At 72.0% G+C, this 22,842-nt stretch carries 16 protein-coding genes; 11 read left to right on the top strand and 5 right to left on the bottom strand.

Going from position 1 to position 22,842, the window contains the following annotated elements; genetic code table 11:
- Positions 1–347: 347 nt before the first annotated feature.
- The 7 genes from AC1D29_RS08095 to AC1D29_RS08065 are packed head-to-tail and all read left to right on the top strand — an operon-like array spanning position 348 to position 10,997.
- Entirely contained in the window at positions 348–1,070 is a 723-nt protein-coding gene (locus AC1D29_RS08095) for a SapC family protein (RefSeq protein WP_477895965.1), read from the top strand.
- Entirely contained in the window at positions 1,070–2,701 is a 1,632-nt protein-coding gene (locus AC1D29_RS08090; protein ID WP_477895963.1) for a TolC family protein, read from the top strand. The genes AC1D29_RS08095 and AC1D29_RS08090 overlap by 1 nt, the downstream gene beginning before the upstream one ends.
- The gene (locus AC1D29_RS08085) at positions 2,698–3,498 is read left to right on the top strand and encodes an efflux RND transporter periplasmic adaptor subunit (protein WP_477895961.1); all 801 of its coding nucleotides are present in this window, start codon (positions 2,698–2,700) and stop codon (positions 3,496–3,498) included. Before AC1D29_RS08090 ends, AC1D29_RS08085 begins: the two co-directional genes overlap by 4 nt.
- A complete protein-coding gene (locus AC1D29_RS08080; RefSeq protein WP_477895959.1) occupies positions 3,495–5,414 on the top strand; it encodes a hypothetical protein in 1,920 nt (639 codons plus the stop codon). The genes AC1D29_RS08085 and AC1D29_RS08080 overlap by 4 nt, the downstream gene beginning before the upstream one ends.
- 6 nt (positions 5,415–5,420) lie before the next feature.
- Complete coding sequence (locus AC1D29_RS08075) at positions 5,421–7,574, top strand: efflux RND transporter periplasmic adaptor subunit (protein WP_477895957.1); 2,154 nt, start codon at positions 5,421–5,423, stop codon at positions 7,572–7,574.
- Positions 7,575–7,578: 4 nt separating this feature from the next.
- Entirely contained in the window at positions 7,579–9,471 is a 1,893-nt protein-coding gene (locus tag AC1D29_RS08070) for a hypothetical protein (protein ID WP_477895955.1), read from the top strand.
- Positions 9,468–10,997, top strand: a complete 1,530-nt coding sequence (locus tag AC1D29_RS08065) for an Lcl C-terminal domain-containing protein (RefSeq protein WP_477895953.1) — start codon at positions 9,468–9,470, stop codon at positions 10,995–10,997. Before AC1D29_RS08070 ends, AC1D29_RS08065 begins: the two co-directional genes overlap by 4 nt.
- 15 nt (positions 10,998–11,012) lie before the next feature.
- Here AC1D29_RS08065 and AC1D29_RS08060 read toward each other — a convergent pair whose 3' ends face one another.
- Genes AC1D29_RS08060 through AC1D29_RS08050 form a run of 3 tightly spaced genes read right to left on the bottom strand, consistent with a single transcriptional unit; the run spans position 11,013 to position 16,163 of the window.
- Positions 11,013–13,400, bottom strand: coding sequence for a mechanosensitive ion channel domain-containing protein (locus AC1D29_RS08060; RefSeq protein ID WP_477895951.1), 2,388 nt, complete (start codon positions 13,398–13,400; stop codon positions 11,013–11,015).
- 23 nt (positions 13,401–13,423) lie between these two features.
- Positions 13,424–14,896 carry an acyl-CoA-binding protein gene (locus tag AC1D29_RS08055; RefSeq protein WP_477895949.1) on the bottom strand — a complete coding sequence of 491 codons (1,473 nt, stop codon included), beginning with the start codon at positions 14,894–14,896 and terminating at the stop codon, positions 13,424–13,426.
- Entirely contained in the window at positions 14,889–16,163 is a 1,275-nt protein-coding gene (locus AC1D29_RS08050) for an MASE1 domain-containing protein (RefSeq protein ID WP_477895947.1), read from the bottom strand. The genes AC1D29_RS08055 and AC1D29_RS08050 overlap by 8 nt, the downstream gene beginning before the upstream one ends.
- 152 nt (positions 16,164–16,315) lie before the next feature.
- Between AC1D29_RS08050 and AC1D29_RS08045 the strand changes: the two genes are divergently transcribed.
- Positions 16,316–17,155, top strand: coding sequence for a hypothetical protein (locus AC1D29_RS08045; protein WP_477895945.1), 840 nt, complete (start codon positions 16,316–16,318; stop codon positions 17,153–17,155).
- A gap of 71 nt (positions 17,156–17,226) precedes the next feature.
- The gene (locus tag AC1D29_RS08040) at positions 17,227–19,377 is read left to right on the top strand and encodes a patatin-like phospholipase family protein (RefSeq protein WP_477895943.1); all 2,151 of its coding nucleotides are present in this window, start codon (positions 17,227–17,229) and stop codon (positions 19,375–19,377) included.
- 19 nt (positions 19,378–19,396) lie between these two features.
- Here AC1D29_RS08040 and AC1D29_RS08035 read toward each other — a convergent pair whose 3' ends face one another.
- A complete protein-coding gene (locus tag AC1D29_RS08035) occupies positions 19,397–19,894 on the bottom strand; it encodes a hypothetical protein (RefSeq protein WP_477895941.1) in 498 nt (165 codons plus the stop codon).
- Positions 19,895–20,124: 230 nt separating this feature from the next.
- On the opposite strand from AC1D29_RS08035, the gene AC1D29_RS08030 reads away from it, so the two are divergent.
- Together AC1D29_RS08030 and ku are read left to right on the top strand one after the other, a co-directional pair.
- On the top strand, positions 20,125–20,295 hold the full coding sequence (locus AC1D29_RS08030) for a hypothetical protein (protein WP_477895939.1): 171 nt from the start codon (positions 20,125–20,127) through the stop codon (positions 20,293–20,295).
- A gap of 5 nt (positions 20,296–20,300) precedes the next feature.
- On the top strand, positions 20,301–21,179 hold the full coding sequence (ku, locus tag AC1D29_RS08025; protein WP_477895937.1) for a non-homologous end joining protein Ku: 879 nt from the start codon (positions 20,301–20,303) through the stop codon (positions 21,177–21,179).
- Positions 21,180–21,183: 4 nt separating this feature from the next.
- On the opposite strand, the gene garD is transcribed toward ku, so the two are convergent.
- Positions 21,184–22,773 carry a galactarate dehydratase gene (gene garD, locus AC1D29_RS08020; protein WP_477895935.1) on the bottom strand — a complete coding sequence of 530 codons (1,590 nt, stop codon included), beginning with the start codon at positions 22,771–22,773 and terminating at the stop codon, positions 21,184–21,186.
- Positions 22,774–22,842 lie beyond the last annotated feature (69 nt).

Here is a 22,842-nt window from a genome sequence, read left to right as displayed (position 1 = left end):
CGTGCTCACGACGCCCGGCCCTCGGCCCCGGCGCTGATCACAGCGCTGACGAGGGGGGCATGAAGGGCGGCGGACATGCGGGCGAGCATATAGAAGGCGGGTGTCAATCCCATGAGAGTTTTCAGCAAGAAGTGCGCGTTTTTCACACCCGCTTCCGGGGGTTGAGGAGACCCCACAACCGCAGACGCTATTGCGCGCGGCATTGCGACAGCCGGCGCCCTAGGACTTTCCTGTGTCCGGTGCGCAAGGGCCTTCACCGATACTGAGAAACAGCTTGCGCGGCGGGTCGCAGGTCGCGGCGTCTGCCCCTGTCCCGCCGATTGAAAAACGCGTCAGAAGGATTTGCGATGTTCGAGAAAGTGGTCCCCGTCAACCGTGAACGTCACGCCCGCACCCGCATCAAGGAGATCACGGGTTTCGGTTTCGCGAAGGACTTCCACATCGCCTACCTGACGATGCACGAGTTCGCCCGCGCCGCGGCCGTCTACCCCATCGTCTTCGTCGAGGACAAGGAGAAGGACGCCTTCCGCCCGGTCACGCTGCTGGGCCTGGACGCCGGCGAGAACCTGTTCATCAGCGAAGGCGGCAAGTGGGAGGCGAGCTACATCCCCGCCATCATCCGCCGCTACCCCTTCGCGCTGGCCGGCAGCGGCACCGAGGGTCACTTCACCATCTGCATCGACGAGGCCAGCAGCCTGGTCAGCGAGACCGAAGGCAGCGCGTTGTTCGACGACAAGGGCGAGCCCACGCAGGTCATCGAGAACGTCAAGCGCTACCTGGCCGAGCTGCAGCAGATGGACCAGATCACGCTGGAGTTCGCCAAGACGCTGGCCGAGCTGAACATGTTCACGCCGCTGCAGATGCGCGTGCGTGAAGGCGACCGCGAGAAGAACATCGCCGGCTGCTGGGTGGTCAACGAAGAGCGCCTGAACAACCTGTCCAACGACAAGTTCGTCGAGCTGCGCACCAAGCGCTACCTGCCGGCCATCTACGCGCAGCTGATGTCGCTGGCCCAGATCGAACGGCTGATGCAGCTCAAGGACAAGCGCATCGCGCCGAAGGCCTCCTGATGCGACGACGCGCCGCGGCCTGGCGCCATGCCCTCGGCGCGGCGGTCGCGGCGGCGGCCTGTGCCGGGCCGGCCCCGTCGGCGCTGGCGGCCATCGACACCAGCGAGGCGGAATACCCGCGCGACTTCGCGCCGGCTCCCATCCGCTACGAGCCCTATGTGCCGCCGCCGAAGGCGCCGGCGCAGCGGCCCGTGCGGCTGGACGCGAAGACGCTGGCCCAGCTGGCGCTGGCGCAGAACGCCGAGGTGTTGTACGCCCGGCTGCAGTCGCGCGTGTCCGAGCAGGCGGCCGAGGCCGAGACCGGGCTCTACATGCCCGTCGCCTACGCCAACCTGCGCCGCGAGGGGCGCAACCGCCAGCGCACCGTCGAGGAACGGCTGACGGCCGCGCTGGGCGGCATCACGCGGCTGGACGAGCAGGTGCTGGGCGGCGAGACCGGCGTGCGCGTGAAGGCGCCCACCGGCGCCGAGGTGGCGCTGGCCTGGCGCAGCACGCAGCGGCGCAGCAACGTCATCGGTTCGGCCAGCTTTGCCCAGGGCGACTCCGAAAGCGTCGGCGCGCTGGTGCTGTCCATGCGCCAGCCGCTGCTGCGCGGCGCGGGGCGCGACGTGGTCGAGACCGACCTGCGCGTGGCCCGCGTCGAGCGCGAGATCGGCGTCTGGCAATTCCGCCAGCAGGCGCTGCGCATCGGCAGTGACGCGCTGTCAACCTACTGGCAGCTGTGGCGGGCCCGCGCGACGCAGGCGCTGCGCCGCGACGCGCTGGACAACGCCCGCGAAACGGTCGACGACGTGCGCACGCGCGTCGACGGCGGCCGGCTGGCGCCCGGCGCGCTGGACGAGGCTCAGGCCGTGCTGTCCGCCCGCCGCGCCGAGCTGGCGCGCGGCCAGCAGGCGCTGTTCGAGGCCGAGGCCAAGGTGCGCGTGCTGCTGGACCTGCCGCCGCAGGACGGCGGCTGGGCACTGGCCGAGCCCAGCCTGGACACGCCGCCCCCGTCCACGCAGCTCGCCGCACTGGCCGAACGACTGCCCGACGTGGAGGCCGCGTGGCCCCCACTGCGCATGGCCCAGCTCAAGCGCGAGCAGGCCGACGCCCGCCTGCGCCTGGCCTACAGCAAGAAGCTGCCGGCGCTGGATGTGCAGGCCAGCTACAGCAGCAACAGCCTGACCTATGGCCCGCTGGACGCGGCTCAGAAAGCCACGCAGGGCCGCAACCCCGACTGGACGATCGGCGTCGCGGTGGAAGTGCCCATCGGTGGCGACCGCCGCGCCCAGGCCGAGTACCGCGCGCAGCAGCTGCGCGTGGAGCAGTCGGCGCTGGAAGTGCATTCCGTGCGCCAGGCGCTGGCCAGCGACTACTTCAACCGCGCCGCACAGCTGGCGGAACTGGACGGCGAGCTGACGCAGCTGCGCGAGGAGCTGGCCGCCCGCCAGCAGCTCGAGGCCAGCGTGCGCGAGCAGTTCGCCAGCGGCGCCGCGCCGCGCAACCGCCTGCTGCGCCTGCAGGCCGACGTGCTGGACGCCCGCATGCGCCTCATCGACGGCAGCAGCCGTTGGGCGCTGGCCCGCGTGGCTCTTCAACTGGTGGACGGCAGCCTCTTGTCCGCCAACGACGTGCGCATCGACGAATGAAAGCCCCTGTCCTTCTCTTCATCACGCTGCTCGCCGGTCCCGCACTGGCAGCGGACTACGTCGGCATCGTCCACGCCCGCCACAAGCTGAGCTTGAGCCTGCCGGTCACCGGCGTCGTCGCCAAGGTGGCCGTCGAGCCCGGCCAGAAGGTGGGCGCCGGCCAGGCGCTGATCCTGCTGGACGAGCGTGCCCAGGCGCTGGAGGAACAGCGCCGCCGCACGCAGTACGAGGACATGAGCGAGGTGCGCGCGACCGAGGAGCGCCTCAAGGTCGTGCAGCCGCTGGCCGAGGACGCGCGCAAGCTGGCCGCCACGCGCGGCGCCATCAGCCGCGAGGACGCCGCCCGCAACGAGCTGGACTTCATCGCCACGCGCGGGCGCCTGGCGCAGCTGCAGACGCAGAAAGGCCGCGAGAAGCTGGAGATGCAGCTGGCCGAGACCGACCGCCAGCAGCGCCGCTTGCTCGCGCCGGTGGCCGGCGTCGTCACCAAGGTCGGCATCGACGTGGGCGAATGGGCCAAGCCCGGCGACACACTGGTGGAGCTGGTGGACGCGTCGGTGCTGCACCTGCGCGCCAACGTGCCGGCCGCGGCCGCGCGCAAGCTCAAGGACGGCCAGGCGCTGCCCATCGCCATCGAGGGCGGCGAGACGGTGAACGGCAACGTCAGCTTCATCTCGCCGGCGACCGATGCCGCCAGCGGCCTCGTGGAGGTGCGCGTGCGCTTCACCAACACGGGTGGGCGCATCGCCCCGGGCAGCAAGGGCATCCTCAAGCTGGACGGAGGCGCCACGAAATGAACGCGCCGGGCGTGGTCACCGCGTTGCCGAGCTACAGCGCCCGCGAGCTGGTGCTGGCGCTGCACGCGCTGCGCGGCGCCAGCGGGCAGGCGGACTACGCGGCCCAGGTGGTCGCGGCGCTGGCGCGGCTGATGCGCGCGCAGCAGGGCTGGTGGTTGACCGAGCTGGAGGCTGGCTGGCAGCTGCGCGCCGAAGTCCAGGACGAAGCCGGCGCCAGCGACCCGGCGCCGGACCCGCTGCGCGCCGACTTCTCGGCCGACCTGCTCGCGTTGGCGCAGCGCGCCCGCACGCAGGGCTTCGCCAGCCTGCCGCAGCGCTCGGCGCTGGGCACGACGCAATGGCTGGTGGCCGTGCGCCCCGAGCGCGCCGCCAACGACGTCTGGCTGCTGTGCCTGCCCGACCGCGAGCGGCCGCACCTGAACGAGCTGGTGCTGCGCGCACAGCTGGTGGCCGACCTGCCGGCACCGGGCGAGGTGCCCGCCACCGCGCCATCCACGGACGCGCCGCTGCTGACCTGGGCGCCGCTGCTGGATGCGGTGCTGTTCGCGCAACGCCACGACGGCTTCGAGCCGGCCACGCTGGCACTGGTCAACGCGCTGGCCAGCACGCTGGGCGCGCAGCAGGTGGCGCTGGGCTGGCGTGCCGAGGCCGGCGCCGCCGTGCGCCTGGTGGCGCTGAGCCACCGCGACAAGCTGGACCGCTTCGCGCACGCCGTCGTGTTGACCGAAGGCGCGCTGGACGAAGCACTGGATCATGACGAAGGCGTGCGCCTGGACGCGGTCGCCGCCTCGGCCGAGGCCGGCACCGCGCTGGCCGAGGTCGACGCCACCGCGCCGCTGGCGCTGCCCGCGCACCGGCTGCTGCAGCAGTCGCTGGGTGATGTCAGCCTGGCGTCGCTGCCGCTGACCAGCGGGCACAGCGCGCCGCGCGCGGCGCTGCTGATGGTCTTCGACGGCGAGGCGCTGCCGGCCGACCAGCTCGCGCGCCTGCGACTGGCCCTGCGTGTGGCCCTGCCCTGGCTGGAAAGCCTGCATTGGCAGCAGCGCCCGCTGATGCTGCGCGCCCAGGACGAGCTGCGCCGCCGCGCACGGCTGTGGCTGGGGCCGCAGCACCTGGGGCTCAAGCTCGGCAGCGGCCTGGCGGCCATCGCGCTGGTGATCGCCCTCTTCGTCGACTGGGACTACCGCGTCGGCGCCAGCGCCCAGCTGGCCACCGACAGCACACGCATCCTGTCGGCGCAGTTCGACGGGCGCGTCGAGGAAGCCCTGGTCAGCGCCGGCCAGAACGTCAAGGAAGGCGAGCTGCTCGCGCAGCTGGACGTGCGTGACCTGCAGAACCAAGTTGCCGACGCCCGCGCCGAGGTGCAGCGCTACACCGCCGAGGCCGACAAGGCCCGCGCGGCCGGCGCGCTGGCCGAGTCCGAGGTGGGCAACGCGCGCACGGCCCAGGCGCAGGCGCGGCTGGCACGCACGCAGGAGCTGGTCGACCTGGCCGCCAACCGCGCGCCGTTCGACGGCGTCATCGTCGAAGGCGAGAAGCGCGAGCTGCAAGGCGCGCCGGTGCGCAAGGGCGACAAGCTCTACCGCATCGCCCGCGTCGAGAAGCTGTACGCGACGCTGCAGGTGCCCGAGCGCGACGCGGCGCAGCTGCAGGCCGGCGCGCGTGGCGAGCTGAGCCTGATGACGCGGCCGGACGAGAAGATCCCGCTGCGCGTGCTGGCGGTCATCCCGGTGGCGCAGATCAAGGGCCAGGAGGGCAACCAGTTCATGGTCCGTGCCGAGCTGCTGTCGCCGCCGGCGCCGTGGTGGAAACCGGGCATGAGCGGCAACGCCCGCATCGACGCCGGGCCGCGCCGCATCATCTGGGTGCTGACGCATCGCCTCGTTGACCAGCTGCGGCTGTGGCTCTGGTGGTGATGCGCGATGACGCAAGGCACGCTCTCCGATAGCTGGTACCAGGTCGCGCAGGCCCGCGTCGCGCTGCTGCCCACTGTCGAGGCGCAGGCCCAGCGTTACCGTGGCCAGGCCTGGGTGCTGCTGGAGGACGGTTACTCGCACCGCTTCTTCCGCGTCACGCCGCAGGCCTACGAATTCCTGCGTGCGCTGGACGGCGAGCGCACCGTCGACGCCATCTGGCAAGACCTGGCCCGCCGTCACCCCGAGGGCACGCCCGGCCAGGACGAGGTCGTGAGGCTTCTGTCGCAGCTGCACCTGTCCAGCCTGCTGTTCTTTCGCGAGCAGCCGCATGCCGACGCGATCTCGGAGCGGCTGCAGCGCCAGCGCTCGCGCGAGTTCATCGGCCGGCTGCTGTCGTTCATGTACTGGCGCTTCCCGCTGTTCGGCCTGGACAAGTGGCTGGACCGCATGCTGCCTTTCATCCGCGCCTGCACCGGCCGCGTCGCCGGGCTGGTGTGGCTGGCGGCGGTCTGCTGGGGCGGCGCGACCGCCTTCGAGCACGGCGGCGCGATCAGCAACGGCAGCGAAGGCTTGCTGTCGCTGTCCAACCTGCCCTGGCTGTACCTCGCGACGACGCTGGTCAAGGTCGTGCACGAGCTGGCCCACGCCTTCGTCTGCAAGCGCTACGGCGGCCAGGTGCCGACCTTCGGCGTCATGGTGCTGGTGCTGGCGCCACTGCCCTATGTGGACGCGTCGGCCAGCTGGGGCCTGCGCAACAAGTGGCAGCGCGCCTACGTGGGCGCGGCCGGCATGCTGGCCGAGGTCTTCCTCGCCGCACTCGCCTGTGTCGTCTGGGCGGCCACGGCCGACGGCACCGTGCACAGCATGGCCTTCAACGTGATGATCGTCGGCTCGCTGTCCAGCCTGATCTTCAACGGCAACCCGCTGCTGCGCTACGACGCGTACTACATCCTCAGCGACCTGACGGAGATGCCCAATCTCTACCAGAAGGCGCAGGCGCAGTGGCTGCACTACGGCGCGCGCTGGCTGTTCGGCCAGCGCAGCCACCCCGAGCCGGCGCAGGACCGCCACGAACGCATCTGGTTCACCGTCTACGGCGCGCTGGCCTTCGTCTATCGCTGGATCGTCACGCTGGGGGTGCTGGCCTACGTGACCGACCAATGGTTCGGCGTCGGCGTCATCATGGCCATCACCACCTTCATCACGATGGTGCTGATGCCGGCGTCCAAGCTGTGGAGCTGGCTGCGCGTCGCGCCGGGCACGCTGCGCGCACGCGCTTTCGCGGCGACGGGCGGCATGGTGCTGGTGGCCTGGCTGCTGTTGTTCGTGCTGCCGCTACCGCATGCGCTGCGCCTGCCCGGCGTGCTGGAGGCGCGCCAGAGCAGCCCCATCTACCTGCAGACCCCCGCCCGGCTGCAGGAGCTGGCGGTGCGCCACGGCCAGCGCGTCAAGAAGGGTGAGCTGCTGGCCCGCTTCGACAACCCCGAGCTGGCGCTGCAGCTGGACCTGGTGCAAGGCCAGATCGCCGAGACGCGCGCCCAGCTGGGCCTGGCGCTGAGCGGCACGCCGGCCGAGATCGGCCCGCTGCAGGCGCGGCTGGACGCGCTGACGGCGCGCCGTGCCGAGACCGAAAAGCTGCTCGCCTCGCTGGAGGTGCGCGCACCGCAGGACGGCGAGTGGGTGGCGCCCGCATTGCACGAACGCCTGGACGCCTGGGTGGACCGCGCCCAGCCGGTCGGCGAGGTCGTCGACCGCAGCGCGCTGCGCTTCGCCGCCGTGCTGCCGCAGGCGGACGCCGCCGAGCTGACGACGCTGCCGCCGGCCGCGCAATCGCAGCTGCGCCTGGCCGGCCGCCGCGGCGAGGCGCTGGGCCTGGCCAGCCTGCGCATGGTGCCCTACCAGCGCCAGCGGCTGATGTCGCCGTCGCTGGGCTTTGGCGGTGGCGGCGACGTGGCGATCCGCCCCGACGACAGCACCGGCACGACGGCAGCCGAGGCCTTCTTCGAGATCCAGGCCGAGTTCGCGCCTGGCGGCCTGCCGGCCGACCTGGGCCTGCACGGCATGAGCGGCGTGCTGCGCCTGCCCGTGGCGGCCAAGCCGCTGGGCAGCCGCCTGTGGGCCGGCCTGCAGCAGCTGCTGCAACACCGCTACGGGCTGTGAAGCGATGAACAGCAGCGCCACGCTCAGCCCGCCCTGGTTCCCGCCACGGGAGCAGGCCCAGCCCACGCGCGGCTTCGCGCCGCGGCCGGCCGAGCGCGCGGCCCGCATCGCTGCGCTGCGCGCCGCCGTTGACGCCGCCCTGCCCCATGTCTTCGATGCCGCGGCCTGCCTGCGCACGGCCGGCCAGGCCTTGCGGCGCGCGCTGAACCGCGAGGACGCCGCCGCCGAACAGGCCGCCCTCGCCCAGGCGCTTGCCGCCGCGCAGACGGCCTGGCGCTTCGACGCCGCCGTGCTGGACGCGGCCTGCCGCCTGGTGCTGGGCGGCGCCACCGCGCTGCCGCGCGCCAGCCAGCGTCACCAGGCGCTGGCGCTGGCCGCCGCGGCGTGGGCGTCGTGCGGGCGGCCCTGCGTGCTGATGACGGCCGACGACGAGGCCGCCGCGCAGGCCAGCCGCAGCCTGCTGCCGCTGTTCCAGCAGATCGAACTCGACGCCGCGCCCGCCGGGTCCGACGCCAGCGGCACGCTGCTGCGCCGCGCCTATGCGGCCGGCGTCGTCATCGTGCCGGCGCGCCGCTTCACGGCCGACCTGACGCGCGACCGCCGCGAGCGCGGCAGCGGCGATGCGCAGCGGCTGGAGTCGCGCCTGCACGGCGAGACCGGCGCGGGCCTGCTCGTCACGCGCGGCCTGTTCGCGCTGCTGGTCGACGAGCTGGACCGCGTGCTGTTCGACGACGCCGTCAACCCGGTGCTGCTGTCCGTGCCCGACGACAGCACGGCGCTGGGCGAAGCCATCCAGCGCAGCCGCGACATCGCCGAGCAGTTGGACCCTGCCCACCACTACACGCTCAGCACCGAGCAGGGCCTGGCCTGGACGGCCGCCGGCGCCGCGCTCGCGGGCGAGCTGATCGCCGCGCTGCCGCCGCTGTGGCGCCAGCCCGAGCGCGCCGAATGGCTGCTGCGCCAGGCGCTGGTCGTGCGCGATCTGCTGCAGCCCGGCCGCCACTACACGTTGACCAACGCGCAGGTGCACCTGGACGACGCCATCGGCCAGGCGCTGCCCGACCGTGGCCTGCTGCCGCAGCTGACGCAGGCCATCCAGGCCCGCGCCGGCGTGCAGCTCAGCCCCATCACCCGCGCCACCGAGCGCGCCAGCGTGCTGGGCCTGGCCGGCAGCGCCCACCGCCTGGCCGGCGCCGCCGCCGACCTGCACGGGCTGGAGGCCGCGCTGTGGCGCCAGCACGGCCTGGTCGCGGACCCCACGTCCGCCGCCACGCTGACCGCCGTCACGCTGCAAACCTGCCGCGACGAGGCCGACTGGCAGGCCCGCGTGCAGGCCGCGTTCGGCGCGCCGCCCGACGTGCATCGCCTGTTCGTGCTGCGCCAGCTGACCGCAGCTGCGCGCTTTGCCGAGCTGCCCGGCGCCAAGACCGAGGCCTGGGTGCTGGCCGGCCTGGGCCCGCAACGCGCGCTGCACCAGCTGCGCGAGCGCGCCGAGGCCGACGGCCGCGCGCCGGCGCGGCGCATCGAGATCCTGTTCACCGAGCCGCTGGACAGCCGGCGCGCGGAAGGCCAGTTCATCGCCCGCGTGATGGACGTCGCCGCCGATGCGGACGTCAGCGCCCGCCTGCTGCTGCATGCCGATGCGCGCTGGGTGCAGCAGGCGCTGGGACCGCTGGCCGCGCCGGTGCGCGCGCTGTGCCGGGTCTTGCCCGCCAGCGCGCCGCGGCTGCTGAATGTCACGCTGGCGCTGCTACGCTGGCAGATGGCCCGCCAGCAGGCGCGGGCGCTGCATGCCCAGGCGCAGCGCGAGCACCAGCTCAAGTTGCAACTTTCCTTCGCCGGCAGCACGCCGGTGCTGCCCCAAACATCGCCCGAACCCGTCAGGAGAACGTCATGACGATGAACATCCCGCGCCCGCCCCTGCCGCTGATGGCCCCGCCCGCCCCTGCCGGCCGGGCCATGATGCGCAACCCCTGGTTGCTCGGCTTGCTGGGCGCTGCGCTGCTCAGCGGTTGCGGTGGTGGTGGCGGTGGGGGCGGCGGCACGACACCGCCGCCCGCGCCCACGCCCAAGGGCCCGCTGACGGTCAGCGTCGACCCCGTCGTGGCCGGCACGTCGCTGAGCGTCAAGATCAACCTCGCCGCCGGCGCCACCGGCCCGGTGGACATCGTCTACTCGACCGTCAACACCGGCACCGTGACCGGCGACGCCACCGGCGGCGACCGCTGCAACAGCGTCGGCGTGGACTACATCACCGCGACGCGCTCCACCATCAGCGTGCCCGCGGGCGCCAGCAGCGTGACCGTGCCGATCACGACCTGCGCCAACACCAGCTTCGAGCCCAACGAGCGGCTGGACATCACGACCGAGCTGGAAGGCCGCACGACGACCAACCGCGTGCTCATCCTGAACAACTTCGCCGGTGGCCTGAACGACACCGGCGCCACGCAATGCCTGAACAGCGCCAACGCGCTGGTCGCCTGTTCGGCCACCGACCTGGCCGGCCAGGATGGCGCGGCCGGCCGTGATGCCAGCGCGCTGACCAACGACAGCGCGGATGGCCGCGTCGGCTTCTCATTCGCCGCGACGAACGGTGGCGCCTGCGTGCAAGATCAGGTCACCGGCCTGTTCTGGGAGGCCACCACGGCCGCGGCCGTCAACCTGGCCACGGCGCAGACGCTGGTCGACGCCGCCAACGCCGCAGCGCGCTGCGGCCGCACCGACTGGCGCCTGCCGACGGCCGCCGAGCTGATCAGCCTGGTCGACGCCGGCCTGACGACCGGCGCCCGCCTGGACCCCAAGCTGGGCACGACGGCGCCGGTGCCGGCGTGGACCGCCACCGCCTACGCCGCCGACACGCGCGCCAACTGGGTGGTGGACTTCGGCTCCGGTGCGGTGGCGTTCGAGTCCGCCACCAACCCCCTGGCCAAGCCGTTCGCCGCCCGCATCATCGCCGGCACGGCCGCGACCGATGCCGACTGCGACAACGCGACCGCGCCGCGCTACACCGACCACGGCAACGGCACCGTCAGCGACACGCGCACAGGGCTGATGTGGCAGCAATGCGTGGACGGCCTGTCCGGCGCCAGCTGCGCCACCGGCACCGCGACGACGCACGCCAGCTTCTCGGCCGCCCTGGCGCGCGCCACCGCCGTCAACGCCGACGCAGCCGGCGCGGGCAAGACCTACAACGACTGGCGCCTGCCCAACCGCAACGAGCTGGCCTCGCTGGTCAACTGGCGCTGCAGCAGCCCGGCCATCCAGCGCAGCCGCTTCCCCGGCACGCCCAACGCCAGCGCCTGGACCTCGTCGCCGGCAACGGTGGCGGGCTTCGTCTGGTACGTGGACTTCACGGACGGCAACGTGGGCCTGTCGGGCAGCGCGGGCAACCGCGTGCTGAGGCTGGTGCGCGCGGGCCAGTAAGTACGCGGCAGGGCCTCAGGCCTTGTCGTCGGCGGGGTGCAACCACACCTCACGCTGCGGCAGCGGCAGCTTGATGCCCGCGTCGCCGAGCCGCTGCGGCAGCAGTGCGCGCAGCTCGCCGCCGACCGACAGCGCGCTGTCCACGTCGGCCACCCAGGCCGCGAGGCGGAACCTCAGCGCATCCGGGCCGAAGTCCAGCAGCAGCACCTGCGGCGGGGGGTCGGCCAGCACGAGGGCATGCTGCTGCGCGGTGGTGCGCAGCAGCTCGGCCACCTGCGCCGTGTCGCTGCCGTAGCCGACACCGATCTCGATGTCGACGCGGCGGCCGCGGTCGCGGAAGGTCCAGTTGATGACCTGGCGCGACAGCAGGTCGCCGTTGGGCACGATGACGTCGGCGCCCTGCGAGGTGCGGATCACGCTGGCCCGGATGCCAATGCGCCGCACGTTGCCGACGACGCCGTTGACGTCGATCAGGTCGCCGACGTGGATGGGCTGCTCGATCAGCAGCATGATGCCCGAGATGAAGTTGGTGATGATGTTCTGCAGGCCCAGGCCCACGCCCACGCCGATGGCGCCGGCCAGCAGCGTGACCTTGCCCAGGTCTATGCCCGCCGCGGCCAGCGCCAGCAGGAAGCCGATGACGCCCACCGTGTAGCGCACCAGCGTGGAGACGGCGAAGGACACGCCGGGCTTGAGCGACAGGCGCGGCAGCACACCGTCGTCCAGCAGCAGCCGCAGCAGCCACACGGCCGCGGCGGTGGCCAGCAGCACGATGCCGGCCGACAGCACGGCGGCGATGGGCAGGCTGGCGCTGCCGATGACGATGTGCGCGCCCTGCAGGGCATCGAGCCAGCGCGGCAGGTCGTCGCCGAAGCCGAAGCCGTTGATCGCCGAGAGCCCTACGCCCAGCACGGCCAGCGTTCGCAGCCCCAGGTCCAGCGCGCGGTCCAGCGTGGCCCGGCGGTGGCGCACCAGCAGCGAGTCGGCCAGCAGCGGCGTGCGCAGCAGGCCCATGCCGACGCCCAGCAGCGCGTGGTACAGCGCGAAGCACACCATGACCGCGCCCAGCGTGCCCAGCACGCCGTTGCGCAGCGTGCGCGCCAGGCCCACGTGGCCGACCACCGTGGCATACAGCGCCAGCACCAGCACGGCCAGCACCCCGAAGCCGGCCTGGCGCAGCAGCCCGCGCAGGCGCAGCGGGAAGGTCTGCGGCAGATAGCCGCGCGCCAGCTCCCAGCCCAGCGCGCCGCCCACCAGCAGCAGTTGCAGCAGCGTCTTCAACCGGTCGGCCAGCGGGTCCAGCTCCAGCAGTGAGCGAAACGGCGACAGCAGCACCGCCGCCGTCAGCGCGCAGACGACGGTGCGCATGCCCGGCCCCAGCACGGCCAGCACCAGCACCGCCGCGGGGATGGGCACCAGCAGCCCGCCGAAGTCGTAGAACGCGATGGGACCGCCCTCGGGCGCCAGCACGGCGACGGCCATCAGGCCCAGCAGCATCGCCACCCAGTGCCGGTGTTGCAGCACCAGCAGCGTCTGGCGCAAGGGGTTGCGCGTGGCCGCCGGGTCTTTGCGCAGCGCATCGCGCGTGGCTGCGATGACCAGCGAGCACGCCAGCATGGTCAGCAGGCTGCCCAGCAGCAGCAGCGCGGCGTGCGCCCACAGGTAAGTGCCCACGGCGTGCCACTGCAGCCTGCGCTCGTTGCGCAATGCCTGCGTCTCCCAGTGCGGCTGGCCCAGCAGGCGCCACAGCGGCTCCTGCTCGACGCCCCGCAGCGTCTCGCCGATGCGCTGGCGGCGCGCCAACAGGTCTTCGTGCAGCAGCGCCATGCGCGTGCGCAACTGCGTCGCCCGGTCCAGCAGCGACAGCAGCCGGTCCCGCAGTGGCAGCAGGCGCTGCGTCTGCGTCGCCAGCTCGCCCTGCGCCAGCCGCAGCCGCTCGACCAGGTCACCAGCGGCCTGCAGCGACTGCGCCTGGGCGGCGCGCACCTGCCAGTGCCGGGCCTCTTCGCGCAGCTGCTGCAGCACGGCCTCCAGCGCCTGTGTGACGTCGCGCAGCTGGCTCAGCCGCAGCTCGGCCTGGCTGCGGGCCAGGCGAAGGTCATCGTCGAGATCGAGCAGCTGCTCCTGCGTGGCCGTCGTCGCGCCGTCGCCGCCGGCGTGGCCGGCCAGCTCCGCAAAGCGCGCCTCGGCCTGCGCCAGCTCGCTGTCCAGCCCCAGCGCGCCCTGGGCGCGCTCGGCCGCCCGGCTGGCCTGCAGGCGCAGCCGCTCCAGCGTGTCGAGCGCACCGATCAGGCCGGACAGCCGGTCGTCCTCGGCCGCCGCAGCCGGCGCCGAGGCCGCAGGCCCCGGCGCGCTCTGCGCCCACGCCGGCCCAGCCACCACCACCAGCCAGAACGCAGCCAACAGCCAATGCAGCCTGATGCCCCTCATGCCGGCTGCGCGTCGGCGGCCTTGAGCTGGTTGACCAGCGTCACGTAGTCGGCCATGGCCTGCTCGCGGCTGGCGCCGCGGCGGGCCGCCCAGGCGTCGTACTTGGCACGGCCCACGACGTCCAGCGCGCCGGGGCGTGCGCCCGCCGCGTCGCCGAGGCTGCCCTGCTTGTACAGGGCGTAGAGGTCCAGCAGCGTCGCCTCGGGCGGCGTGCGGCCCAGCGTCTTGGACAGCGCCGCAGCAGCCTCGAAGGCCTTCTCGGCGGGACTGGGGCCGTCGGGGATGGGCTCGCCGCCGAAATGGGCATCCTCCAGCGCGACCTCGTCGGGGAACCAGCGCATCTCCAGCAGCCGCCCGTTGCGCATCGACAAGGCCAGCACGCCATGCGAGGCCAGCGCGCCCGCGCGCAGCGTGGCCGGCAGCGCCACCATGCCGGCGTTGAAGACCGGCGTGCCGAACGCGGTGAAGGCCACGCCCTCGCCCGCCCAGGCCTTCAGCCGCGCCAGGCCCTTGGCGCCGCGGAAGATGCCGGTGCTGCGGTTGGCGCCCGGCTGGAACCAGGCGAAGTCGGGGATGCCGCGCTCGTACAGCGCGTCGGCATCGCCACGTTCGAGGTCGGCCTGGGCGGCTGCCAGCAGCTGGGCCATGTCCTGCGCGGACATGCGCGGGTCGTCATTGATGACGCCCAGCGTGTCGGAGGCGCCGAAGAACTCCAGCACGCGCTGCGCCAGCAACTCCTTGTCGTTGTCGACGCAGATGAGGTGGTAGCTGTTCTCCAGCACCACCATGCGTGCCTGGCCCGCGCGCTTGCCGGCGCCGATGCGCTGCACCAGGAAGTTGGCCGAACGCAGGCTGGTCAGTTCGTCCTCGCGGGCGTGGATGACCAGCGTCGGGCAGGGGATCTTGTCCAGCCCCTTCATGACGAAGCCGCGCAGCCGGTCCACCTCGCGGATGCAGGCCAGCGGCACCCAGCTGTAGGCGAAGGCATCGCCGCGCTCGAACTTGGCGCGCACGATGGCCCGCAGCTGTTCGTTCTTGATGCCGTAGGGCTCCTCTTCCGTGACCTTCATGCGATTGGCCAGGCCCGGGATGCGATAGACCAGCGGCCGCAGGCCGCGGTACCAGGGCGTGGACCAGCCGTCGATGAACACCGGCGGCGCCAGCGCCACCAGCCGCCCTTTGGCATGGCGCTCGCGCTTGCAGGTTTCGACGGACAGCAGCGCGCCCATGCACATGCCCATCACGTGCACCACCTCGTGCTGGTCGATGATCTCGCGGTACTTCACGCGCACCGCCTCCAGCCAGTCCTCAGCGCGCACGCCGACCAGGTCTTCGGGCTTGCCGCCGTGGCCGGGCAGCGTGATGGAGTAGGTGACGAAGCCGGCGTTCTTCAGCCGCTTGTGCATGGACCCGAGGTCGTACTGCGTGCCGCCCAGGCCGTGGATCAGGAAGACGGCGGGCTCAGACACGCGCCGGCTCCGCGGCCGCCAGGCTCAGCAGGCCGGCCACCTGCTCCACCAGGCCGTCGCCGCCGCGCACGCCGGCCAGCCGCTCGTGCACGCGCTGCACGCGGCCGTCGGCCAGGCGCAGCGCGTAGGTCTGCTCGCTGCTGGCCGCATCACCGCGTGCCACGGCCGCCCACTGTGCCTGCACCAGGCCGCGCTCGGCGGGGTCGATGCGGTCCAGCCACTGGTCAACGCTGTTGATCTCGGTGACAGCCGCCCCCAGCACCGCGGCGGCACCTTGGCCCCAGGTGGCGCGGCCGGTGACGGCGTCGTATTCCACCGCCGCCACGCCCACCGCGTGCAGCGTGCGCTCGTAGCGCAACCGCCAGGCATGCGCCTGCGCCAGCGCGATGCCACGGCTCTCCGACAAGGCCCGCGCCGCCAGCAGCACGATGGCCCAGATGGCGACGAAGCCCTGCACCTCGATGACCGCTTCGCCGGGGAAGTCCTCGTTCACTGGGAAAGGCCCGCCGCCCGCCGCCGTGCGCGCCACCATCCACAGCGAGCCGAGCAGCGTGGCCACCGTGCCGCCGCGCGGGCCCCACAACAGCGCGGCGAGCATCAGGAAGGGCATGGGCAGGTAGGCCAGCGTCGCGGCCAGCGATCCGAACCGCTGGACGGCCTGGTCGCCGAACACCACGCCCACCGCGAGCACGAATGCCGCGAAGGCCAGGCCGCCCTGGACGAACTGCGCCATCGGCATGCCGCCCGAGCGCTTCACCTTGAAGCCGCGGTAGGCCACGGCCACCGGCGCGATCAGCAGCAGGCCAAGCCCGGTGGAGCAGGTCCAGGCCAGCCATTCGGCCAAGGGCTGGGTCGCCGGGCGCTGCCAGTGCCAGAACGGCACGGCCAGCAGGCCGCCCAACACGGCCGCCAGCAGCGCGCCGGCCACCAGCAGCGCCGCGCCGGCCGGTGCCTCGGGGTCTTGCCGGCCCAGCGTGGCGACCCACGCACCCAGGCCAATGCTGACGACTTCGATGGCAGCAAAGGCCAGCGTGCCTGTTGCACCAAGGCCGTGCGCGACGACGCCCCAGATCGCGGCGGCGAGCGCCGCACCCACCAGCGTGGCCGGCCAGAGCCAGCGCGCGCTCACGAGCAAGACGGCAAACGTGATGCCGCTGCCCAGCCACACCGGCACCGACTGCGTTGCCGCTTGGCCCAGGCCGCGCGACACGAAAGCGGCTGCGAGAAACAGCACCGCCACCCACGCCACCCGTCGTACTTGCTGCAACGGCGATCTCCCTGGTGAAGTGCGCGGCAGGATAGCGAGGGCCAGGCCCGGCGACAAGCCAGTTAGCAACTGCCGGCTCGCTTCAAACAGGAGGGTACAAAATCCGCGCCGCCTGCGCTAACGTGCGGCGCATTTTTCAGGGAGCTGAACATATGAAGAAGTCATTCGCGCCTTGGCGCTGTGGTCGCCTGGTGCTGGCTGGCGCTGCCGTCCTGGGGGGCCAGGCGCAGGCGGCTGGTACGGACACGCTGGACCAGTCCATGTGGCTGCGCGTCGAGTCCTTCCGGGCCGATCTCAGCACCCGCGTACGCATCGACGACCCCGGCCTCAGCGCCAAGGGCACCGAGTTCGAGTTCGAGCGCTACGGCATGTCCGACAAGAAGACCTTGCCGGCGCTGAACCTGGGCGTGCGGTTCGCGGAGAACTGGCGCCTCGAGTTCGAGTACTTCAAGCTCAACCGCAGCGGCAGCGGGCAGCTGGACAAGGACATCAAGTTCGACGACACCACGTTCCCGGTGCTGGCGCTGCTGGACACGCACCTGCGTTCGGACGTGGGCCGGGCCAGCGTGGGTTACTCGTTCGTGCGCTCGCCGACGTTGGAAGTGGGGGCCGTGGGCGGCGTGCACGTCACCAAGTTCGACATGTCGCTGCAGAGCACCCTCAGCGTCGCCGGCGCGCCGGCGACCGTGCGGCGCGACGAGAAGACCGCCACCGTCCCGCTGCCGACGGCCGGGGCCTACGGCGCCTGGGTGTTCGCCCCGAGCTGGATGCTGGGGTGGCGCGCCGACTTCTTCGCCCTGAAGCACAAGGGCTACGACGGGCGCCTGCTCAACGGCCAGGCCAACGTGGTGTACCGCTTCACGCCCAACGCGGCGGTGGGCGGCGGCGTGCGCTACGTCGACTACAAGCTGCGCTCGGACAACAGCAAGATCAAGGGCAACGTGGACTACAAGTTCACCGGCCCGCAGCTGTTCGTCGAGCTGGGCTTCTGAAGCCGCGCCGGGCACTCACCCTCATCGCCGCGGGGCTGCTGTGCCTGGCGGCGCTGCCCGCTGCCGCGCAGGTGCAGGCGGCGGGACCGGCGGCCGCGCAGGCCCGCCCGCGCATCGGCCTGGTGCTCTCGGGTGGCGGCGCGCGCGGTGGTGCGCACCTGGGCGTGCTGAAGGTGCTGCAGGAGCTGCAGGTGCCGGTGGACGTCGTCGTGGGCACCAGCGCCGGCGCCATCATCGGTGCGGCCTATGCCAGCGGCATGTCGCTGCCCGAGATCGAGGCCGAGGTGCGGCCGCTGGGCACGGCCCTGCTGTTCCATGACGTGTCACGCACGGACCTGCCGGTGCGGCGCAAGGACGACGACGCCTTCAACTTCATCGGCCCCGAGGTGGGCATCAATGCCGCAGGCCTGGCGCTGCCCAAGGGGGCCGTGTCGGGCGTGTCACTGGAGGCCGTGCTGCGCCGGCTGACCGCGCGCCAGCATCACGAGCGCTTCGACCGCCTGCCCATCCCCTTCCGCGCCGTGGCCACCGATGTGGCGACGGCCGAGATGGTCGTGCTGGACCAGGGCAACCTGGCCTCGGCGGTGCGCGCCAGCATGGCGCTGCCGGCCATCGTCAACCCGGTCGAGATCTCGGGCCGGCTGCTGGTGGACGGTGGCGTCAGCCGCAACCTGCCGGTGGACGTGGCGCGCAGCCTGGGCGCGCAGGTGGTGATCGCCGTCAACATCGGCACGCCCATGCTGCAACGCCAGCAGCTGGTGTCGCTGCTGTCGGTGTCCGATCAGATGGTGCGCATCCTCACCAACAAGAACGTCAACCAGTCGCTGTCGGAGCTGACGCCGGACGACGTGCTGATCACGCCCGAGCTGGGCACGCTGGGCACGGCCGACTTCGACCGCATGCTGGAGGCCGCCACGGCCGGCGAGCAGGCCGCACGCGCCGTGGCCGCGCAATTGCAGCGCTACCGCATCGCGCCGGAGGCCTACGCGGCGCTGCAGTTGCAGCAGCATGCCGGCCGCCTGCAGTACAGCCCCAAGGTGGACGAGGTGCGCATCGTGGGCGTGCAGCGCGTCAACCCCGACACCGTGCTCGGCGCGATGCAGCTGCAGGCCGGCCAGCCGTTCGACGCGGCCAAGGCCGACGCCGACATGAAGCGCATCTACAGCAGCGGCGACTTCGAGCATGTCAGCTACCACCTGGTCGACCGCGCTGATGGCGGCCACGCGCTCGTCACCGACGTGACCGAGAAGTCCTGGGGCCCGCACTACCTGCGCGCCGGCCTGGGCCTGGCGAGCGACTTTGCCGGCAACTCCTACTTCAACCTGCTGCTGAGCCACCGCCAGACCTGGATGAACCGCCTGGGCGGCGAATGGCGCAACGACTTGCAGATCGGCCGCATCGACCGCCTGCGCAGCGAGTGGCACCAGCCGCTGAACGCCGGCCAGCAGCTGTTCGCCAACCTGCACGGCGAAGTGCGGCGCGAGCCCTTCGACCTGTATGCCAACGGCCAACGTTTTTCGCGCTTCAACCGCGAGGAGTTCATGCTCGGCGCCGATGTGGGCGTGGCGCTGGCCAATACCGCGGAGCTGCGGACCGGCCTGCGACGCGGCCGCGTGCGCCTGGGCACCGACACCGGCGTGATCTCCGGCAAGGAGCTGATCCCCACCACCGACGTGGGCGGCTACGTGGCGCGGCTGCGCGTGGACACGCTGGACAGCCTGCGTTTCCCGCGCAACGGCGTGGCGATGGACCTGAACTACTTCCTGGCCCACGACAGCCTGGGCGCGAAGGACAGCTACGCCAAGGTGCAGCTGGCGCTGCAGGGCGCCATCTCGTCGGGCCCGCACTCGCTGCGTGCCGCCTTCTTCGGCGCCCAGCCGGTCAGCGGCGACGAATTGCCGGGTTACGAGCTGGTGCAGCTGGGCGGCTTCCTGCGCCTGTCGGGCTACCGCAGCGGCGAATTCATCGGCACCAAGATGGCCATGGGGCGCATCGTCTACACACGGCGCATCGCCACGCCCGGGCTGCTGGACGGCGTCTATCTCGGCGTGTCGGCAGAAGCCGGCCGCATCAATGAAGGCCCCGGCGCGGTCGCGCAAGGGACGCTGCGCAGCAACGCGCTGTTCCTGGCGGCGGACACGCCACTGGGGCCGATCTACCTGGCCTACGGCCGCGCCAAGTCGGGCCACAGCGCGACGTACCTCTATCTCGGCCTGCCCTGAGCAGGCGCGCCGCCAGCGTTCACCAGGTGGCCGAATAGGCCAGCATCACGCGGCGGGCCTGCGGTCGCAGCATCAGGCGGCTCTGCGACCCCAGCTTGTAAGAGAACGCACCGCGCAGGCCGGCCACGCCATCGGTCTTCGGCCGCTCGAAAGCCATGCGCGACGCCCAGCCGGTGTCGCGCTGCCACACCGGCACTTCCACGCCACCGCGCAGCCGCGTCGTCAGGTCGTAGCTGACGCCCGCCCACAGCGCCTCGCGCACGGCGGCCTGCGGACCCAACTGCACGGGCGAGCGCAGCTGCTGCTCCAGGCCGATCTGGTAGCGCCAGCGGGAATGCTCGCGCTGACGGGCCAGCCATTGCGGGTCGCGCCAGTTCAGCTCGGGGTCGGGGGTGGACAGCGTCATCGCCTGCCCGGCGAGCGTCGAGCCACCGGTGACACTCACGGTCTGCGTCTGCGCCTGGGCCAGGCCGGTCAGACCGAGACAGAGCAGCGAAGCGATCAGGCGGGAGTTCATGGTGGCGAATCTCGTCGGTTGATGAGGCCATGATGGGCGTGCGGCGGCGCACGGGATGTCGGCCCCGGTCGGCGCCGCGTATCGGACAAGCGGAAGCCGCGCTGCCGGCCTGCAGGCCTTGGCGTGGCTGCCGGCCCGGTCAGCCGGCGCCTACACGCAGACGTCCGCCGCACCGATCGCCTGGCGCGGCCACGCGATCGATAGTGCGGCGAGCGCATCAGGAGTAAGCCATGCCCCCTCAGCAGCGATTCGTGCAGGTGATGTCAGCGGCGCTGATGGCCGTCGCCCTGCTGACGGCCTGCCGCAAGGAGGTGCCGCCACCGCCCTTGCCCAAGCCGGAAAAGACGCCCAAGCCCACCGTGGCGGCGGTCGCGGTCGGCGCCATCTGGCGCGTCGGGTGATGAGCATGGCGGACGACAAACCCCAGGCCGGCCCGCGCGCCATCTGGAAGGGCGCGATCTCCTTCGGCCTCGTCCACGTGCCGGTGTCGCTGCATTCGGCCACCGAGGAGCAGGAGGTGGACTTCGACTGGCTGGACAAGCGCAGCATGGACCCGGTGGGCTACAAGCGCATCAACAAGCGCACCGGCAAGGAGATTGCGCGGGAGCACATCGTCAAGGGCGTGAAGTTGCAGGGCGACGACTACGTCGTGCTGTCCGACGACGAGATCAGGAGCGCCTATCCCAAGCGCACGCAGACCATCCAGATCGAGACTTTCGTGAAGGCCGCGGACGTGTCCTTCGTCTACATCGAGAAGCCGTACTACCTGGCGCCCGACGGTCGGGCGCACCGCGTCTACGCGCTGCTGCGCGAGGCGCTGGCCAAGGCCGGCGTCATCGGCATCGCCCGCTTCGTGCTGCACAACAAGGAACACCTGGCGGCGCTGATCCCGGCGGGGCCGGCGCTGATGCTGGGCACGCTGCGCTGGGCCAGCGAGATCCGCTCGGCCGACGCGCTGGACCTGCCCAAGCCCGGTGCGGCGGCCAACAGCCTGAAGCCGGCCGAGCTGAAGATGGCGCAGCAGCTCATCGCGCAGATGACGGCCGCCTTCAAGCCGCAGCAGTTCAAGGACGACTTCACGACCGCCATCCGCGCGCTGGTGCAGCGCAAGGCCAAGGCCGGGGACAAGGCCACCGTGCAGCCGTTCGAGGACGCGCCCGAGGCCGGCAGCGACAACGTCGTCGACCTGACCGAACTGCTGCGCAAGAGCCTGGGCGGCAAGGCACCTGCGTCAGCCCGCAAGACGCCCGCCAAAAAGAGTGCGGCCCGAAAGAAGGCGGCCTAGCCTCTCAGGTCACCGGCGCCGGGTTGAACAGCACCAGGCTGTTGTGCAGCTTCCAGTGCTCGGCCCAGGTCTTCCTGCGGCCGCTGGCCACGTCCAGCAGCAGGCGGAACATGTCCCAGCCGGTTTCCTCGATGCTGGCCTCGCCGTCGGCGATCTTGCCGGCGTTGACGTCCATCAGGTCGTGCCAGCGGCGCGCCAGGTCGCTGCGCGTGGCGACCTTGACGACCGGGCATTCGGCCAGGCCATAGGGCGTGCCGCGGCCGGTGGTGAAGATGTGCAGGTTCATGCCGGCGGCCAGCTGCAGCGTGCCGCAGATGAAGTCGCTGGCCGGCGTGGCGGCGTAGACCAGGCCGCGCTGGTCGCGCCGCAGCTTGTCGCCGGGGGCCAGCACGTGCGAGATGGCCGAGCTGCCGCTCTTGATGATGGAGCCCATGGCCTTCTCGGCGATGTTGGACAGCCCGCCGGCCTTGTTGCCGGGCGTGGTGTTGGCCGAGCGGTCGACACGGCCGCGGTCCAGGTAGCGGTCGTACCAGCCGAGTTCGCGAATGATGGCGTCGGCCACCTCGGGCGTGGCGGCGCGGCTGGTCAGCTGCTCGACGGCGTCTCGCACCTCCGTGTTCTCGCTGAACATGATGGTGGCACCGGCGCGAACCAGCAGGTCGGCGCAGAAGCCCACGGCCGGGTTGGCCGTCACGCCGGAGAAGGCGTCGCTGCCGCCGCACTGCACGCCGACGACCAGCTCAGCTGCAGGCACCGTCTCGCGACGGCGGGCGTTCAGGCGCTGCAGATGCGGCTTGGCGCTGTTGACGATGTCGTCCAGCATGGACATGAAGCCCACATGCGCGTCGTCCTGCAGGCAGATGGTCTCGGGGCCGCTGGCCGGGTCGCGCTCGTCGGTGATGGGGAAGGAGCCCGGCGGCAGCAGCCGCGCGGGCTGCAGCTTCTCGCAGCCCAGGCTGACGACCATGACCTCGCCGCCGAAGTTGGGGTTCAGCGAGATGTTCTTCAGCGTGCGGATGGGGATGACTGCGTCCGGCGCGTCGATGGCCACACCGCAGCCGTAGCTGTGCTCCAGGCCGATGACGTCGTCCACGTTGGGGTAGCGCGGCAGCAGCTCGGCCTTGATGCGCGCGACGGCGTGCGCGACGACGCCGGCCACGCATTGCACCGTCGTCGTGATGGCCAGGATGTTGCGCGTGCCCACCGAGCCGTCCTTGTTGCGATAGCCCTCGAAGGTGTAGCCGTCCAGCGGTTCGGCCAAGGGCGGCTTCACGGTGGCGATGGGCAGGCCCTCCAGCGCGCGGGCGGCGGGCATCTGCAGCAGGCGCTCATGCACCCAGCTGCCGGCGGGGATGGCTTTCAGCGCATAGCCGATGGGCACCGCGTAGCGCAGCACCACCTCGCCCTCGGCGATGTCGCGCAGCGCGACCTTGTGGCCTTGCGGCACCTTGTCCCGCAGCACCAGGCCGGCGCCGGGCACGCCGTCTGGCAGCCGCGTGCCCTCGGGCAGGCCGCCGTCGTTGGCGACGATGGCGACGTTGTCCTCGGCGCGCATGCGCAGCGTCAGGGGCGGACGGGGGGAAACAGCAGTCATGAGAAGCCGAGGCGGAGCTACAGTTGATGTCGTACGTCGTCTAGTTGTCGTACAACTTCCGTCACTTTA

The sequence above is a fragment of the Roseateles sp. P1_C6 genome (assembly GCF_056406315.1).
This window is presented reverse-complemented; position numbering and strand designations above follow the sequence as displayed.

Coding starts and splice junctions, on each gene's coding strand:
- AC1D29_RS08095 (WP_477895965.1), top strand. CDS start 348: ATGTTCGAGAAAGTGGTCCCCGTCAACCGTGAACGTCACGCCCGCACC.
- AC1D29_RS08090 (WP_477895963.1), top strand. CDS start 1,070: ATGCGACGACGCGCCGCGGCCTGGCGCCATGCCCTCGGCGCGGCGGTC.
- AC1D29_RS08085 (WP_477895961.1), top strand. CDS start 2,698: ATGAAAGCCCCTGTCCTTCTCTTCATCACGCTGCTCGCCGGTCCCGCA.
- AC1D29_RS08080 (WP_477895959.1), top strand. CDS start 3,495: ATGAACGCGCCGGGCGTGGTCACCGCGTTGCCGAGCTACAGCGCCCGC.
- AC1D29_RS08075 (WP_477895957.1), top strand. CDS start 5,421: ATGACGCAAGGCACGCTCTCCGATAGCTGGTACCAGGTCGCGCAGGCC.
- AC1D29_RS08070 (WP_477895955.1), top strand. CDS start 7,579: ATGAACAGCAGCGCCACGCTCAGCCCGCCCTGGTTCCCGCCACGGGAG.
- AC1D29_RS08065 (WP_477895953.1), top strand. CDS start 9,468: ATGACGATGAACATCCCGCGCCCGCCCCTGCCGCTGATGGCCCCGCCC.
- AC1D29_RS08045 (WP_477895945.1), top strand. CDS start 16,316: ATGAAGAAGTCATTCGCGCCTTGGCGCTGTGGTCGCCTGGTGCTGGCT.
- AC1D29_RS08035 (WP_477895941.1), bottom strand. CDS start 19,894: ATGAACTCCCGCCTGATCGCTTCGCTGCTCTGTCTCGGTCTGACCGGC.
- AC1D29_RS08030 (WP_477895939.1), top strand. CDS start 20,125: ATGCCCCCTCAGCAGCGATTCGTGCAGGTGATGTCAGCGGCGCTGATG.
- ku (WP_477895937.1), top strand. CDS start 20,301: ATGGCGGACGACAAACCCCAGGCCGGCCCGCGCGCCATCTGGAAGGGC.
- garD (WP_477895935.1), bottom strand. CDS start 22,773: ATGACTGCTGTTTCCCCCCGTCCGCCCCTGACGCTGCGCATGCGCGCC.